At 72.9% G+C, this 14059-nt stretch carries 13 protein-coding genes; 8 read left to right on the top strand and 5 right to left on the bottom strand.

Annotated features, from left to right (window positions below):
* Positions 1 to 7 precede the first annotated feature (7 nt).
* From ACIO5E_RS03080 to ACIO5E_RS03065, 4 genes are all read right to left on the bottom strand, one after another.
* Positions 8 to 517, bottom strand: coding sequence for a methylated-DNA--[protein]-cysteine S-methyltransferase (locus ACIO5E_RS03080; RefSeq protein ID WP_400662945.1), 510 nt, complete (start codon positions 515 to 517; stop codon positions 8 to 10).
* Positions 514 to 2082, bottom strand: coding sequence for a DNA-3-methyladenine glycosylase 2 family protein (locus tag ACIO5E_RS03075; protein WP_400662942.1), 1569 nt, complete (start codon positions 2080 to 2082; stop codon positions 514 to 516). The genes ACIO5E_RS03080 and ACIO5E_RS03075 overlap by 4 nt, the downstream gene beginning before the upstream one ends.
* Before the next feature lie 79 nt (positions 2083 to 2161).
* Positions 2162 to 3301, bottom strand: coding sequence for a ribosome small subunit-dependent GTPase A (gene rsgA / locus ACIO5E_RS03070; RefSeq protein ID WP_400662940.1), 1140 nt, complete (start codon positions 3299 to 3301; stop codon positions 2162 to 2164).
* Positions 3302 to 3608: 307 nt separating this feature from the next.
* The gene (locus tag ACIO5E_RS03065; RefSeq protein WP_400662937.1) at positions 3609 to 4604 is read right to left on the bottom strand and encodes a cytochrome c oxidase assembly protein; all 996 of its coding nucleotides are present in this window, start codon (positions 4602 to 4604) and stop codon (positions 3609 to 3611) included.
* A gap of 302 nt (positions 4605 to 4906) precedes the next feature.
* Between ACIO5E_RS03065 and ACIO5E_RS03060 the strand changes: the two genes are divergently transcribed.
* Positions 4907 to 6553, top strand: coding sequence for an FtsW/RodA/SpoVE family cell cycle protein (locus ACIO5E_RS03060; protein ID WP_400662934.1), 1647 nt, complete (start codon positions 4907 to 4909; stop codon positions 6551 to 6553).
* 174 nt (positions 6554 to 6727) lie between these two features.
* Here the strand turns inward: ACIO5E_RS03060 and ACIO5E_RS03055 are convergent, their stop codons facing one another.
* Entirely contained in the window at positions 6728 to 8023 is a 1296-nt protein-coding gene (locus ACIO5E_RS03055) for a YihY/virulence factor BrkB family protein (protein WP_400662932.1), read from the bottom strand.
* A gap of 178 nt (positions 8024 to 8201) precedes the next feature.
* On the opposite strand from ACIO5E_RS03055, the gene ACIO5E_RS03050 reads away from it, so the two are divergent.
* The 7 genes from ACIO5E_RS03050 (at position 8202) to ACIO5E_RS03020 (ending at position 13954) form a co-directional block, all read left to right on the top strand.
* Positions 8202 to 8285, top strand: a complete 84-nt coding sequence (locus ACIO5E_RS03050) for a putative leader peptide (RefSeq protein ID WP_329492070.1) — start codon at positions 8202 to 8204, stop codon at positions 8283 to 8285.
* A 197-nt stretch (positions 8286 to 8482) separates the two neighbouring features.
* Positions 8483 to 10207 (top strand): nitrite/sulfite reductase, encoded by a 1725-nt coding sequence (locus ACIO5E_RS03045; RefSeq protein ID WP_400662929.1) that lies wholly within the window; start codon positions 8483 to 8485, stop codon positions 10205 to 10207.
* Positions 10204 to 10383 carry a hypothetical protein gene (locus tag ACIO5E_RS03040; RefSeq protein WP_400662926.1) on the top strand — a complete coding sequence of 60 codons (180 nt, stop codon included), beginning with the start codon at positions 10204 to 10206 and terminating at the stop codon, positions 10381 to 10383. The genes ACIO5E_RS03045 and ACIO5E_RS03040 overlap by 4 nt, the downstream gene beginning before the upstream one ends.
* The gene (locus ACIO5E_RS03035; protein WP_400662914.1) at positions 10367 to 11065 is read left to right on the top strand and encodes a phosphoadenylyl-sulfate reductase; all 699 of its coding nucleotides are present in this window, start codon (positions 10367 to 10369) and stop codon (positions 11063 to 11065) included. Before ACIO5E_RS03040 ends, ACIO5E_RS03035 begins: the two co-directional genes overlap by 17 nt.
* 34 nt (positions 11066 to 11099) lie before the next feature.
* Positions 11100 to 11702, top strand: coding sequence for an adenylyl-sulfate kinase (gene cysC / locus ACIO5E_RS03030; RefSeq protein ID WP_400662912.1), 603 nt, complete (start codon positions 11100 to 11102; stop codon positions 11700 to 11702).
* Positions 11699 to 12637 carry a sulfate adenylyltransferase subunit CysD gene (gene cysD / locus ACIO5E_RS03025; protein ID WP_400662909.1) on the top strand — a complete coding sequence of 313 codons (939 nt, stop codon included), beginning with the start codon at positions 11699 to 11701 and terminating at the stop codon, positions 12635 to 12637. The genes cysC and cysD overlap by 4 nt, the downstream gene beginning before the upstream one ends.
* A complete protein-coding gene (locus tag ACIO5E_RS03020; protein WP_400662907.1) occupies positions 12638 to 13954 on the top strand; it encodes a sulfate adenylyltransferase subunit 1 in 1317 nt (438 codons plus the stop codon). It begins immediately after the preceding gene.
* The last annotated feature ends 105 nt before the right edge of the window (positions 13955 to 14059 follow it).

Raw genomic sequence — 14059 nt, 5'->3', positions numbered from 1 at the left:
GCACGCCCTAGAACAGCGTGCCGCTCTCCAGCTCCAGCAGCCGGCGCTTGCGGTCCACGCCCGCCGCGAAGCCCGTCAGCGAGCCGTTGGCGCCCATGACGCGGTGGCAGGGGCGGACGATGAGCAGCGGGTTGGCGCCCACCGCGCCGCCGACCGCCCGCACCGCGCGCGGCGACTCCCCGGCCAGATCGGCGAGTTGACCGTAGGTGACGGTCTCGCCGTACGGGATCTCGTCCAGGGCGGCCCAGATCCGGCGGCGGAACTCGGTGCCCACCGGGGCGAGCGGGAGGTCGAAGGTGGTGCGCTCGCCCGCGAAGTAGGCGGTCAGCTGGGCGACCGGCTCGGCGAGCGCCTCCGGGTCGAGGACCCAGTCGTCGGCGGGCTCGGCGAGCGCGTACTTCTGACCGGGCGCGGTGACGGTGGCCAGCGCGGCCGCACCGCCGTCCTCGGGTCGGACGCCGCTCAGCAGCAGCCGACCGAACGGGCTCTCCATGGTGGTGTAGACGGTGGTGTTCATTGCTGTGCGTTCTCCGTTCCAGTGCTGGTGCTCGCGGGCCCGGCCCACAGTCGGTGGACGGCGTAGGAGCGCCAAGGGGCCCACGCCTCGGCCGCGCGAGCGGCGTTCTTCGGGTCGCCGGGGGCGCCGAGCCGGGTGAGGCCGTGCTTGACGCCCACGTCGCTCGGGAGGAAGACGTCGGGGTCGGCGAGGGCCCGCATCCTCAGGTAGCCGACGGTCCATGGGCCGATGCCGGGCAGGGCCAGCAGTCGGGCCGCGGCCTCCTCCCGGTCCACGCCGCCGTCGAGCCGGACCACCCCTTCGGCCAGGGCGGCGCAGAGGCCGGTGAGCGCGAGACGGCGGGCGGCGGGCATCGCGAAGTCCTCGGGGTCGGCGGTGGCCAGCACCGCCGCGGTCGGGAACAGCAACCGCAGGCCGCCGTTCGGCTCGGGCAGCGCGGTGCCGTACTTCTCGGCGAGCCGGCCGGCCAGGGTACGGGCGGCGCCGACCGTGATCTGCTGGCCGAGGACGGCGCGGACGGCCAGCTCGTGCGGGTCCACGTGGCCGGGCGAACGAAGACCGGGGCGCTCCCGGACCAACGGGCCGAGCACCGGGTCGGCGCCGAGCTGCTCGTCGACCGCGTCCGGGTCGGCGTCCAGGTCGAACAGGCCGCGCAGGCGCTGGACGGCGGTCGGCAGGTCGCGCAGGTCGGCGAGCAGCAGGCGGCAGTCGAGCCAGCCGCGGGTGCGCGGTTCGCCCGGCGCCAGCCCGTCGACCTCGGCGATGCCGTGCCCGTACGGGAGCGCGAGGGTGCGCCGGTAGGTGCGGACGCCGGGACGGGCACCGGGGACGACCTCCTCCACACCGGGGACGGCGCGCAGGGCGAGGAAGTCGATCAGGTGGTCGCTGTCGAGCGCGCCGCGGTAGGCCAGCCGCAGGGTGAGGCCGCCGGCCGGGGTCGCGCTGCGGCGGCCGGCGGCGACCTCGGCGCGCAGCCCGGTGGGGGTGCGGTCGTAGACCTCGCGGACGGTGTCGTTGAACTGCCGCACCGAGGCGAAGCCGGCCGCGAACGCGATGTCGGTGACCGGTAGTTCGGTGGTCTGGAGCAGCAGGCGGGCGGTCTGGGCGCGGCGGGCTCGGGCCAGGGCGATCGGGCCGGCGCCCAGCTCGGCGATGAGCTGGCGCTGGAGCTGGCGGGCGCTGTAGCCGAGGCGGCCGGCCAGGCCTGCGACGCCCTCGCGGTCCACCACGCCGTCGCCGATCAGCCGCATCGCGCGGCCGACCAGGTCGGCACGGTGGTTCCACTCCGGCGAGCCCGGTACGGAGTCGGGGCGGCAGCGGCGGCAGGCGCGGAAGCCCGCCCCCTGGGCGGCTGCGGCGCTGGGGTAGAAGACGCAGTTCACGCGCTTGGGGGTCACGGCGGGGCAGCTCGGTCGGCAGTAGATGCCGGTCGAGGTGACGGCCGTGAAGAAGACGCCGTCAAAGCGGGCGTCGCGGCTGTCCACGGCTCGATACCGGATGTCGTCGTCGATCACGTTGTCCAGTCTGCGGCACCGGGTGAGGGGTGACTGGCGGGAATCAGACATCACCGTGTCGACCCCGACTCGCACCGATCGGCCGGGCCGGCGGCCGATCGGTGCGAGGGGTCAAGCCGAGCGGGCCTGGTCAGCGCTTCACCGGACCTCCCGCCGCTCGCATCGACTTGGTGATCGCCTTCCACTTGTTCAACCGGGCCTTGGCCACCCGGGCGTCCGAGCGGGAGGCGATCCACTCGTTCTCGCGCTGGAGCTTGAGGTAGCTGTCCATCCGGCGCTGCGGCAGGGTGCCGTCGGCCAGCGCGGCCTGCACCGCGCAGCCGGGCTCGGTGTGGTGGCCGCAGTCGTGGAACCGGCAGTCCTCGGCCAGCTCGGCGATGTCGGCGAAGGCCAGGTCCACGCCCTCGCCACCGTAGAGGCCGACCTCGCGCAGCCCGGGGGTGTCGATGAGCACGCCCCCGCCGGGCAGCAGGACCAGCTCGCGGGTGGTCGTGGTGTGGCGGCCCTTCTGGTCCACCGAGCGGGCCTCCTGGACGGCCATCGCCTCGACGCCGGCGAGCGCGTTGGTGAGCGTGGACTTGCCGACACCGGACTGGCCGATCACGGCCGTGGTGCCGGGCGTGCAGGCGCGCAGCACGTCCATGCCCTCGTCGGTCTCGGCACTGACCACGAGCACGGTGACGCCGGGCGCGATCGCCTCGACGTCGGCGCGGATGAACTCGGCGTCGTCCACCAGATCGGCCTTGGTGAGGACGACCAGGGGTTCGGCGCCGGACTCCCAGGCCAGGGCGAGGAAGCGCTCGATCCGGCCGAGGTCGGGATCGGCCGCGAGGGACGCGGCGATCTGGACGGTGTCGACGTTGGCGGCCAGCACCTGGCCGTCGGAGCGCTTGCCGGCCACCTTGCGGATGATCGCGGTCGAGCGGGGCAGCAGCGCCACCACGGCCGCCATCGGCTGGGCGTGGAGGTCGACGGCGGCCCAGTCGCCGGTGCACGGGCAGTTGATCATGTCGGCGTCGCCGACCGGGCGGGTGTCGAGCCGGACGGTGCGCGGCTCGCCCGTCTCCGGATCCGCGAGCACGGCGTCGCACTGGCCGCGGTCGACCCGGACGATCCGGGCCGGGACCAACCCGGCCTCGGCGAGCGGCGCGAACTGCTCGGCGAGCTCTGCCGTCCAGCCGTAGCCGGACAGCGGCAGCGGCGAGTCACCGGAGGAGAGCGAGGAAAGAGAAGAGAAAGAGGACGACGAAACGGAGGCAGCGTTGAACAACGCAGTGGGCCCTTCGGGAGGAGATCATCCCGGCGGGCAGCGGCTGGCGCGGAAAGGTCAGCCGGCGGCCGGGAAAAGGAGGTGAACGCGAGTGCTGCCCTGGGCAGCTATCGGGGCGACAACGACCACGGGGTCCACCTCCTGCTCTCTACTCCTCGGGGCGGCCACAACGGCCCCCGAACCGGACGCGACAAACGCTAGCCGACCGGCCCGCCCGGGCCAACCGGTTTTTGACCTGCGAAAACGCGGCGCAAACGCAGCGCACGGGCCAACATTGGCCCTGCAAAAGCGCCGGGGCCAGGGCCGCCTATCCGCCGTACCGGTGCTTGAGGTTCGGGTCGTCCAGCCACCAGGGCCGCATCCCGGCTTCCTCCTCGACCGGCAGCCCCGCCGCCTGCGCCTGGGCCGCCGCCGCCTCGAAGCGGGCGTCCAGCTCGGCGTCCACGGCCTTGATCTCCTCCCGCCCCTGCACCACCATCCGCCGCACCAGCGCGGCCAGGAACGGCAGTCCGACCAGGTCGCCCAGCACCCAGAACGCGTTGCCGCCCCAGGTCTGGTCCTGCGCCAGACTCGGCCCCCACGGCCGCCCGAGCGCCACGTAGTAGTGCTCGGCGACCAGGTGGCCGCCGTAGATCAGCACCAGCCCGAGCCCCGCGTCGAAGATCACCTCGGCGAAGGTGATGAACAACCCGACCAGGTGCGGGTACTCGTGCCCGACCGGGTCGATCTGCAGCCGCGGCCAGAAGTAGGCCAGGCCGAGCAGCACCAGCGCCAGGTGCAGCAGCACGTTCCCGAACGCGCTGGACACCGACTCCTCGTACCAGGGCGTGAAGTAGAGCAGCCACGGCGGAGCCATCAGCAGCGCGGTGGAGACGGCCGGGAACATCAGCACCTTGGAGGGCCCGCTGCGCAGCACCCGCAGGATCCGCTCCCGCCGGGCCGGCGGCGCGGCCGCGACCAGCAGCGAGACCGGTGCGCCGAGCGCGAGCAGCAGCGGGACGACCATGAGCAGCAGCACGACCTGGACGGCCCGGTCGGTGAACAGGATCCGCTCGTACACGCCGAGGCCGGAGCAGGTGCACCAGATCCACAGCAGCAGCCCGCCGAGGAAGGCGGCGGTGCGGGACGGCTGCCAGCGCTCGCCGCCGGCCCGGTGGACGGCGCGCACCGCGGACAGGTACCAGCCGGCGAGCAGCACCGAGAGGGCGAGCACGAGCGGTTCGGCCGTCCACGAGGTGGCCAGGTCGGACCACTGCCAGGGCGGCGGTCCGCTGTAGGCGAGCACTCGCACCGCGCCGTCCATCCGTCCGCTCACCTCGTATCGCGCCCCGCCGCCGGCGGCGCCGTCCGGTCGGCCGTCGGGCGCCGCGGGTCGGACCACGGCGCCCGGCCATGATGGCCTCCCGGACGGGGCCCGCCGCGCCCGGGGCCCACCTCTATACCCGCAGCTGAACAAAGCTTTACCGAGCCTGAACAAAGCTTTGCCCGGGCAAAGTTCCGGCCTCGATACCCCTCGGATCGCAACCGGCGGAGAGCCCCGTTCGTCTGGCAGGATGCACCGTCGGCGATACCGGCCGCGCGGGTGATGACAAGGGGACGACAAGGGTGCACAGCACTGCACGCGGCGAGGGCCGCCGGCTGGCGACGCGCCACCGCAACATCGAGTTGGGCCTGCTGGCGCTCGCGGTGGCCGTCTGTCTGGCGGGACACATCAACGCCGATCTGGCACTGACCGGCAAGATGCCGCACGGACTGCTGGTACACGGCCTGGCCCTGGGCGGACTGGCCGGGGCGGCACATCTGGCGGTGCGGCGGTTCGCCCCCTACGCGGATCCGCTGATCCTGCCCTTGGGCGTCTTCCTGACCGGCTTCGGGCTGATGCTGCTGGACCGGCTGGACATCTCCTACGCGGCGGCGCACGCCAGGAAGGGCGACTACCAGAAGCTCCCGGCCGCGCCCTCGCAGCTGATGTGGGTGTTCATCTCGGTCGCGGTGGCGATCGCGCTGATCGTGCTGATCAAGCACCACCGGTTCTTCCAGCGGTACGTGTACCTGCTGATGACGGGGGCACTGATCCTGCTGGCGGCGCCCGCGTTCTTCCCCGGCCGGGCGGAGGACTTCGGCGCCAAGCGCTGGATCCGCCTGTTCGGGCTCTCCTTCGAGCCGGACGAGTTCGTGAAGGTCGCGATCACGATCTTCTTCGCCGGCTACCTGATGGCGTCCCGGGACGCGCTCGCGCTGGCCGGCCGGAAGATCTGGGGGATGACCCTGCCGCGCGGGCGGCACGTCGGCCCGGTGCTGGCGATCTGGGTGGTCAGCCTGCTGGTGCTGGTCTTCGAGCGCGACCTCGGCACCTCGCTGATCTTCTTCGGCGTCTTCGTCGTGATGCTGTACGTGGCGACCGAGCGGACCAGCTGGGTGGTGCTCGGCGTGCTGATGGCGGTCGGCGGAGCGGCGGTGGTCGGCACCGTGGAACCGCACGTGCACGGGCGCGTCGAGGCCTGGCTGCACCCGCTCGACATCTACAAGGAGCACCACGACCCGGCGATCATCTCCGACCAGCCCGCCGAGGCGCTGTTCAGCCTGGGCACCGGGCACCTGACCGGGACGGGCCTGGGCTCGGGGCGACCGTGGCTGATCGGCTTCGCCGGGCGCAGCGACTTCGTCTTCACCACGATCGGCGAGGAGTTGGGCCTGGCCGGGGTGACGGCGGTGCTGCTGGTGTACCTGCTGCTGGTCCAGCGCGGGCTGCGGACGGCGGTCGGCTTGACCGACCCGTTCGGCAAGCTGCTGGCGGCGGGGCTGTCGACGGCGCTGGCGCTGCAGGTGTTCGTGGTGGTCGGCGGGGTGAGCGGGCTGGTGCCGCTGACCGGTAAGGCGCTGCCGTTCCTGGCGGCGGGCGGCTCGTCGCTGCTGGCGAACTGGCTGATCGTGGCGCTGCTGATCAAGCTGAGCGACTCGGCCGGGCGGACGGCCCTGGAGCCGGCGCCGCCGAGCCCCGATCCGCTCCCGGCGCAGGCCGGACCGGCCGACCGGTCGGCGGCCCCGGGCGGCTCGGCCCCGGCGGCCCCGGGCCCGACCCCGCCCCGCGGCTCGACCCTGACGGCCCCGATCTCCGTGAACCCGGCCGGCCCGGAGCCGACGGGGGCGGACCCGGCCGGCCCGCACGCCCCGGCCGAGCCGTCCGCGTACGGGTACGGGTACCCCCCGGCCCCGCAGTCCCCCTTCCCGCCGAACCCGGCCACCGCCTGACCCCCGTCCGACCACCCGGGCCCCGCCCGGGCCCACGGACCGACGCCCGCGCACCCGGCACCCGCCGAACACCAGGTGACGGCCGCACAGGAAGCGCGCAGGAAACGCACAGGGCCTCCCCCGCATCCCGCGGAGGAGGCCCTGCCCGTCGTGGCGTCGTGGCCCCCGGAGCCCCTACCGCTGCTGCTCCCACGGCGGCCTGGGCGGGTAGTCCGGCGCCTGCCGCTCCGGCGGCGGCCCGGTCGGCCGGTCGCTGTCCGGCGGGGGCGGCGCGGGCCGGTGGTGGGGCCCGCCGCGGGCGGTGAGGCGGCCGCGGACGTTCTCGGCGGCCAGCACGTCGGCCCAGCGCTCGGGGTACTCGGAGGGGACCTCGACGTCGTCGGCCTCCTCCTCGCCCCACTCCTCCTCGACGCCTTCGGCGAGGCCGAGTTCGCGGGCGCGCCGGGCCCGTTCGGCGGCCCGCCGGGCGGCGACCTCGCGGACCACGGCGGCGGCGGCCTCCTCGTGGGCGCGCTCGTTCTCGGCGCGCGCGTCGGCGGTCTCCAGGGTGGGCCAGCGGCGGTCTATGGCGGCGTTCATGGCGGCGCCGATGAGGACGGCCAGGGCGACCACGAAGATCCACAGCAGCACGGCCACCGGCGCGGCCAGCGAGCCGTACACCGAGGGGCCCTCGACCGAGCTGACCAGGTAGATCCGCAGGGCCACGCTGCAGAAGACCAGCACCACCAGGGCGACCAGGGCGCCGGGGATGTCCTCGCGCCAGGGCGTGGAGACGGGGACGGCCAGGTGGTACAGGGTGGTCAGGGAGACGATCAGCAGCACGATGGCGACCGGCCAGTACGCGGCGCCGACCAGCCCGGCGATCCCGGGCACGGCGTTCTCGACCAGTCCGGGTCCGGCCATCAGGAGCGGCAGCACCAGGGAGCCGATGACGAGGGCGCCGAGGTAGAGGCCGAGCGACATCAGCCGGGTCTTGACGATGCCTCGCTTGCCGTCGAGCCCGTACATGACGGTGATGGTGTCGATGAAGATGTAGAGCGCCCTGGAGCCGGACCACAGCGACAGCAGGAAGCCGATCGAGACGAGGTCGGGCCGGCTGCGGTCGAACACCTGGTTCAGCAGGGGCACCACGATCTCCCTGACGGACGAGTCCGACAGGACCGTCCCGGCGGCCGAGACGATGTCGTGCTTGAGCCGGTCGATGGTGCCGGCGCCGAGGAACTCGTCGAGGTAGCCGAGGGTGCCGGCCAGTCCGAGGAGCAGCGGCGGGATCGACAGCAGGGTGAAGAAGGCGGCCTCCGCGGCGAGGCCGGTGACCCGGTACTCGACGCAGGTGTTGGTGGTGTCCTTGACCAGCTCCCACGCCGTGCGGTGCCAGGTGGCCTGCTTGGCTGCACGCCTGGCGCCCTTGCCCCGACGCCGGGAGGGCCGTTCGGGGTTCGGTCTGCTCGTATCGCCTGCTGCTTCCACAGGACTAACGGTATCGGGCCGGGGCGGCCCGGTTGATCTCCCCCGGGGTGCGGGCGCGTGGCCGGGCTCCGACGCGGGGATCGGCGGGAATGGCCGGGAGTCTCACATGGCGAAACTTCAGCGTCCACCATGCGGATGTTAGTGGACCGCGGGTCCCGCGCCGTGCGAATCTCTTGCCATGCCGAGCGCCGGAACCACCCTAGTAGGTCGACTCCACGTCGATCTCCTTCGCGTGTCCAGCGCCATCTGTCCGGTGATCTGAGCCCACCCCGCCGCACCACCGCCCCCGGCGCCACCCTCCTCGCCGTCCCCGCTGAATCGGACGTGCAGGCGCCCGCCCGGTCACGGTCACTGCTCTCCCGGCCCTGGGAATACCCGCAGGTCACAGCAGCAGCGCACCGCCGAGCACGCCCAGCGACCCACCCGGCGTCAGAGCCACCTGCCTCGAAGGACTTCACCATGGCCACCACTCCCGAGACCGCCGAGCCCACGGCCGACCGCGCCGCCGCGCGCCGCCCCGCGGCGACGCGCAAGGCGACCCGCCACCGCGGCGAGGGCCAGTGGGGCATGGGCCACTTCACTCCTCTGAACGCCAACGAGCAGTTCAAGAAGGACGATGACGGTCTCAATGTGCGGACACGTATTGAGACGATCTACGCGCACCGCGGCTTCGACTCGATCGACCCCGCCGACCTGCGCGGCCGGATGCGCTGGTGGGGTCTGTACACCCAGCGCAAGGAGGGCATCGACGGCGGCAAGACCGCGATCCTGGACCCGCACGAGCTCGACGCCGAGTACTTCATGCTGCGCGTGCGCATCGACGGCGGCCGGCTGACGGTCGCCCAGCTGAAGGCGATCGCCGAGGTCTCCGAGCAGTACGCCCGCAACACCGCCGACCTGACCGACCGACAGAACGTCCAGTACCACTGGATCCGGATCGAGGACGTCCCGGCGATCTGGCAGAAGCTGGAGGCCGTCGGCCTGTCCACCACCGAGGCCTGCGGCGACACCCCGCGCGTCATCCTCGGCTCCCCGGTGGCCGGCATCGCCGAGGACGAGATCATCGACGGCACCCCGGCCATCGAGGAGATCCAGCGGCGCTTCATCGGCAACCCGGACTTCTCCAACCTGCCGCGCAAGTTCAAGTCCGCCGTCTCCGGCTCCCCGCTGCTGGACGTCGCGCACGAGATCAACGACGTCGCCTTCGTCGGCGTGGTCCACCCCGAGCACGGCCCCGGCTTCGACCTGTGGGTCGGCGGCGGCCTCTCCACCAACCCCAAGCTGGGCGTGCGCCTGGGCGCCTGGGTCCCGCTGGACGAGGTGGCCGACGTCTACGGCGGCGTCATCGGCATCTTCCGCGACTACGGCTACCGCCGGCTGCGCAACCGCGCCCGGCTGAAGTTCCTGGTCGCCGACTGGGGCGTGGAGAAGTTCCGTCAGGTGCTGGAGGACGAGTACCTCAAGTACCGGCTGGTCGACGGCCCCGCGCCGCAGGAGCCCAGCGGCCGCTGGCGCGACCACGTCGGTGTCCACCGGCAGCAGGACGGCAGGTACTACATCGGCTTCGCGCCGCGCGTCGGCCGCGTCGACGGCCGGCTGCTGGGTCGGATCGCCGACCTCGCCGCCGCGCACGGCAGCGACCGGCTGCGCACCACCGCCGAGCAGAAGATGCTGGTCCTCGACGTCGCCGAGGACCAGGTCGACGCGGTGGTGGCCGGTCTGGAGGCACTGGACCTGCGGGTCACCCCGTCGCCGTTCCGCCGCGGCACCATGGCCTGCACCGGCATCGAGTACTGCAAGCTCGCCATCGTCGAGACCAAGGAGCGCGGCCGCACGCTCATCGACGAACTGGAGAAGCGCCTGCCGGACTTCGCCGAGCCGCTGACCATCAACATCAACGGCTGCCCGAACGCCTGCGCCCGCATCCAGGTCGCCGACATCGGCCTCAAGGGCCAGCTGGTCACGGACGAGAACGGCGAGCAGGTCGAGGGCTACCAGGTGCACCTGGGCGGCGCGCTCGGCCTGGAGGCCGGCTTCGGCCGCAAGGTCCGCGGCCTCAAGGTCACCAAGGAGGGCCTGCCCGACTACGTCGAGCGCCTCCTGACCCGCTACCAGGCCGACCGCACCGAGGGCGAGCGCTTCGCCCAGTGGGCGGCCCGCGCCGGCGAGGAGCAGCTGTCGTGAGTGAACGCGCCGCCCCGTTCTTCTGCCCCTACTGCGGGGACGAGGACCTGCGCCCCTCGGAGGCCGGGCACGGGGCCTGGGAATGCCACGGCTGCCGCCGCGCCTTCCAGGTGAAGTTCCTCGGCCTGCTGTCTCCGACGAACCACGGGGGTGCGTCACATGAGCAACGTGATTGATCACGAGGAGGCGGCCGTCCGGGCCGGCCGCGAGCTGGAGGAGGCGACGCCCCAGGAGATCCTGGCCTGGGCCGCCGACACCTTCGGCAAGCGCTTCTGCGTCACCTCCTCGATGGAGGACGCGGTCGTCGCCCACCTCGCCTCCTCGGTGTTCCCCGGCGTGGACGTCGTGTTCCTGGACACCGGCTACCACTTCCCGGAGACCATCGGCACCCGCGACGCGGTGGCCGCGACCATGCCGGTCAACGTCATCACCCTCACGCCGCTGCGCACCGTCGCCGAGCAGGACGCGGAGCACGGTCCGAACCTGCACGACCGCGACCCGGACCTGTGCTGCTCGCTGCGCAAGGTCGAGCCGCTCAACCGCGGCCTCGGCGGCTACGACGCCTGGGCCACCGGGCTTCGCCGCGACGAGTCCCCGAGCCGGGCGAACACCCCGGTGGTCTCCTGGGACGCCAGGCGCCGCAAGGTCAAGATCGCCCCGATCGCCCGGTGGACGCAGGAGGACGTGGACGCCTACGTCGCCGCCCACGGGGTGCTGCTCAACCCGCTGTTGTGGGAGGGCTACACCTCGATCGGCTGCTCGCCGCTGTCCTGCACCCGCAAGCCCGCCGAGGGCGAGGACGCCCGGGCCGGCCGCTGGTCCGGATCCGGCAAGACCGAGTGCGGCATCCACCTCTGACCACCTGCCACCTACTCCCTAAGGACTTCGAAAAGTGACCACAGCCGACACCCCGGCCGCCGCCGACGGAGCCGCGGAGGCGGCCCCCGCGGCCGCCCCCTGCGAGCGCGGCGCCACCGTGTGGCTGACCGGGCTGCCGAGCGCGGGCAAGACCACGCTCGCCTTCGCCCTGGCCGAGCGGCTGCGCGCCGAGGGCCACAAGGTCGAGGTCCTGGACGGCGACGAGATCCGCGAGTTCCTCTCCAAGGGCCTCGGCTTCACCCGCGAGGACCGACACACCAACGTCACCCGGATCGGCTTCGTCGCCGAGAAGCTCGCCGCCAACGGCGTCAAGGTGCTCGCCCCGGTGATCGCCCCGTTCGCCGACTCCCGCGCCGCGGTGCGCGGGCGGCACGTCGCGGCCGGCACCGAGTTCCTGGAGATCCACGTCGCCACCCCGGTCGAGCTGTGCGCCGAACGCGACGTCAAGGGCCTGTACGCCAAGCAGGCCGCCGGCGAGATCGCCGGGCTCACCGGCGTGGACGACCCGTACGAGGCTCCGGAGAAGCCGGAGCTGCGGATCCGGACGCAGGGCCGCACGGTCGCCGAGTCCGCCGCCGAGCTGCACGCCTTCCTGACCGAGAGGGGTCTGGCATGACCACCGCGACCGACAGCCCGGTCCGCACCGACGACACGCCGTACGCGCTGTCCCACCTGGACGCGCTGGAGGCCGAGTCGGTGCACGTCTTCCGCGAGGTCGCGGGGGAGTTCGAGCGCCCGGTGATCCTGTTCTCCGGCGGCAAGGACTCCATCGTCATGCTGCACCTGGCACTCAAGGCCTTCCACCCGGCCGCCGTGCCCTTCTCCCTTCTGCACGTCGACACCGGGCACAACTTCCCCGAGGTCATCGCCTACCGCGACCGCGTCGTCGCCGAGCACAACCTGCGCCTGCACGTCGCCCACGTCCAGGACTTCATCGACGACGGCCGGCTGCGCGAGCGCCCGGACGGCACCCGCAACCCGCTGCAGACCGTCCCGCTGCTCGACGCCATCGAGAAGGGCCGCTTCGACGCGGTGTTCGGCGGCGGACGCCGCGACGAGGAGAAGGCCCGCGCCAAGGAGCGCGTCTTCTCCCTGCGCGACGAGTTCGGCGCCTGGGACCCGCGCCGCCAGCGCCCCGAGCTGTGGTCCCTCTACAACGGCCGCCACGCGGTCGGCGAACACGTCCGCGTCTTCCCGCTGTCCAACTGGACCGAGCTGGACGTCTGGCAGTACATCGAGCGCGAGGGCATCGACCTCCCGGAGATCTACTACGCCCACGAGCGCGACGTCTTCTCCCGCGGCGGCATGTGGCTGACCGCCGGCCAGTGGGGCGGCCCCAAGGACGACGAGCCCGTCGAGCGGCGGCTGATCCGCTACCGCACCGTCGGCGACATGTCCTGCACCGGCGCCGTCGACTCCGACGCCACCGACATCCAGGCCGTGATCGCCGAGATCGCCGCCAGCCGCCTCACCGAACGCGGCGCCACGCGGGCCGACGACAAGCTGTCCGAGGCCGCGATGGAAGACCGCAAGCGCGAGGGATACTTCTAAATGAGCACCGTCCAGGAAACCACCGCCACCTCCCTGCTGCGCTTCGCCACCGCCGGATCCGTCGACGACGGCAAGTCCACCCTGGTCGGCCGCCTCCTGCACGACTCCAAGTCGGTGCTCGCCGACCAGCTGGAGGCCGTCGAGCGCGTCTCCCTGGGCCGCGGCCAGGACGCGCCCGACCTCGCGCTGCTCACCGACGGCCTGCGCGCCGAGCGCGAGCAGGGCATCACCATCGACGTCGCCTACCGCTACTTCGCCACCCCCCGGCGGCGGTTCATTCTCGCCGACACCCCCGGGCACGTGCAGTACACCCGCAACATGGTGACCGGCGCCTCCACCGCCGAACTCGCCGTCGTCCTGGTCGACGCGCGCAACGGCGTCGTCGAGCAGACCCGCCGGCACGCCGCCGTCGCCGCGCTGCTGCGGGTGCCGCACGTGGTGCTGGCCGTCAACAAGATGGACCTGGTCGAGTACGCGGAGCCCGTCTTCGCCTCCATCGCCGAGGAGTTCACCGCCTACGCCGCCTCGCTCGGCGTGGGCGACGTGGTGGCCGTACCGATCTCCGCCCTCGCCGGGGACAACGTCGTCGAACCGTCCGCGCACATGGACTGGTACGGCGGCCCGACCCTGCTGGAGCACCTGGAGACCGTCCCGGTCGGCAGCGACCCGAGCGCCGAGCCGGCCCGCTTCCCGGTCCAGTACGTGATCCGCCCGCAGAGCGAGGAGCACCCCGACTACCGCGGCTACGCGGGCCAGTTGGCCTCCGGCGTGCTGCGGGTCGGCGACGCCGTGACGGTCCTGCCCTCGGGCCACACCACCACCGTCGCCGGGATCGACGCGCTCGGCCGGGAGACGCGGCTCGCCTGGGCGCCCCAGTCCGTCACCGTCCGCCTCGCCGACGACCTCGACGTCTCCCGCGGCGACCTGCTCGCGGCCGGCCCGGCCCCCGTCCCCACCAAGGACATCGAGGCCACCGTCAGCCACCTCAACGAGCGCCCGCTGCGCGCCGGGGACAAGGTGCTGCTCAAGCACACCACCCGCACCGTGCGAGCCCTCGTCAAGGAGATCTCCTACCGCATCGACATCGACACGCTCGAACGGCGAAGCGGCGCCGAGGGGTTGAACGTCAACGACATCGGCCACGTGGTGCTGCGCACCGCCGAGCCGCTGGCGCTCGACACCTACAGCGACAACCGCCGCACCGGCTCGTTCCTGCTGATCGACCCGGCCGACGGCACCACCCTCACCGCCGGCATGGCGGGCGAGGCCTTCGCGACCGTACGCGCCACCGAACCCGCTGAGGAGGACTGGGTCTGATGCCCAGCGAGGCGTTCTCGGGCATGGACAAGGAAGGCGGCCGCATCGGCAGCGGCGTCCTCGGCAGCGGCCAGGGCGGCCTGACCCGATGTGTGGGCCGACGGG

The sequence above is a fragment of the Kitasatospora sp. NPDC087314 genome (genome assembly GCF_044744365.1).
Taxonomy (GTDB): domain Bacteria; phylum Actinomycetota; class Actinomycetes; order Streptomycetales; family Streptomycetaceae; genus Kitasatospora.
The sequence above is the reverse complement of the archived record's forward strand: the minus strand, read 5'-3'. Positions and strand labels throughout refer to the sequence as shown.

Excerpts from the sequence above, each read along its gene's own strand:
- ACIO5E_RS03080 (WP_400662945.1), bottom strand. The coding sequence starts at position 517 with ATGAACACCACCGTCTACACCACCATGGAGAGCCCGTTCGGTCGGCTG.
- ACIO5E_RS03075 (WP_400662942.1), bottom strand. The coding sequence starts at position 2,082 with ATGTCTGATTCCCGCCAGTCACCCCTCACCCGGTGCCGCAGACTGGAC.
- ACIO5E_RS03065 (WP_400662937.1), bottom strand. The coding sequence starts at position 4,604 with ATGGACGGCGCGGTGCGAGTGCTCGCCTACAGCGGACCGCCGCCCTGG.
- ACIO5E_RS03050 (WP_329492070.1), top strand. The coding sequence starts at position 8,202 with ATGCCGAGCGCCGGAACCACCCTAGTAGGTCGACTCCACGTCGATCTC.
- ACIO5E_RS03045 (WP_400662929.1), top strand. The coding sequence starts at position 8,483 with ATGGCCACCACTCCCGAGACCGCCGAGCCCACGGCCGACCGCGCCGCC.
- ACIO5E_RS03035 (WP_400662914.1), top strand. The coding sequence starts at position 10,367 with ATGAGCAACGTGATTGATCACGAGGAGGCGGCCGTCCGGGCCGGCCGC.
- cysD (WP_400662909.1), top strand. The coding sequence starts at position 11,699 with ATGACCACCGCGACCGACAGCCCGGTCCGCACCGACGACACGCCGTAC.
- ACIO5E_RS03020 (WP_400662907.1), top strand. The coding sequence starts at position 12,638 with ATGAGCACCGTCCAGGAAACCACCGCCACCTCCCTGCTGCGCTTCGCC.